Annotated in this window: 1 protein-coding gene; it reads left to right on the top strand. The window is 34.8% G+C overall.

Annotated elements, in window-relative coordinates; translation table 11 throughout:
- Positions 1 to 564 precede the first annotated feature (564 nt).
- Positions 565 to 1,008: a selenium binding protein gene (locus A1830_RS16355; protein WP_067708704.1), complete on the top strand. Its 444-nt coding sequence runs from the start codon at positions 565 to 567 to the stop codon at positions 1,006 to 1,008.
- Positions 1,009 to 1,470: the final 462 nt, after the last annotated feature.

Here is a 1,470-nt window from a genome sequence, read left to right as displayed (position 1 = left end):
CCTCGTGTTTTGTATAAGGATTCGACACCTATATCAAAACCGGTAACTCTCAACCTTTCAAGGTCATATGTCAGATCAAGTCGCGACTAATACAAATTAGATATATCTGGCTATTCTGTGTCGGCTACTACATTAAGTACTACCTTCCACAATCTACAACAGATCTTGCAGATCGTTTTACGATCATATCTATGCTTTCAAACGCTCTAAAATCGAGTTCTCCAAGAATCATTCAGCACCTTGGCTATGAACATGAGATCACTTTTTTCTTTCGCTTTATGATTCATTATGCCATTGATAATGAAGAAGAAGCTGAGGCCCTTTATCGTGAGGAAAGAGTCAAGTGTGAGAAGGCAATACTTTTAGGTAACTTGGTTGCTATAAGTTCAAAGCGTAAGCGAAGAAGGATATAAGATATTTATAACGTTTAAGACTCATCATGACGGTTATAAACTCAAAATTTAAGTTTAGGATAAAAGTTTTTGATTATGCTAAAATAAAATTATCTGCTAATGTTATATGGTGTCATATAAAAAATATTTAAATCAATATAAGGAAAATTTTATGTATGAGAACTACTCTCATCAAGCTATGCCATCAAAGAAGTACAGAGAGCTTTTAGGTACTGCTATCTATGTTTTTAACTCAAATAATGCATTTGTAATAGAGAATATTTTAAAGGAAGATTCACAAGGTAAATATACTTGGCACTCATTGATTGATAAAACCTCTGGTCAGCTGGCCCCTGCTATAAAGGAGACAATTACCAAATCATCAGATACTACGGTAGCTGATCTTTTTGAAGATGTAGTTAATTTACGCAATAGAATAATACATAGTTTTGCTATAACCGATCAAGAAGGATTAACAGACGATTCAGATCATCAAATTTTGGCAACCAAATATAAAGATGGTTCTCAGGAGATAATAACAGAAAATTTTCTGAAAGATTTTATTAGCAAAAATGATCTATTATCAACGAAGTTACATGAATTTAGAGGTTACTGACGTTTACCCTCTTTGATTTTATTGTTAATAGGCTTAACTTATGATAATTTCAAAAAAGTCGAGGTTTTCTAAATCTCGACTTTTTTAACGTCCGTATCCACGAAATTTAACCTATGAGTTTTGCACCTAGAGTAAAGCTCCCAACAATAATTGTTATAACCCCCCCTATTATTACCCATAAGACTTTTGGTTTTAAAGCAAATATTATTTCCCCAATTGACATTTTCTCAAGTTCGTAAGGGGCAGGGGGAGAGCTTTTGACATTGCTCAATTTCAACTTCCAGTCTGCGAGTATTCCATTAAACTTGTAAGTATCCCGCTAAAACGGCCCATTCACATTTAGAGATCTTCCGGCATACTTACTCTGCTAATGAAGGAGATCGCTATGCGTAAAGCACGATTCACCGAACACCAGATTATTGCTGTCCTGAAGTCTGTCGAAGCTGGACGTACCGTGAAAGA

The organism is Erwinia sp. ErVv1 (assembly GCF_900068895.1).
GTDB lineage: Bacteria > Pseudomonadota > Gammaproteobacteria > Enterobacterales > Enterobacteriaceae > Erwinia.
Note: the sequence above shows the minus strand (reverse complement) of the source record. Positions and strands in the feature narration are given on the sequence as shown.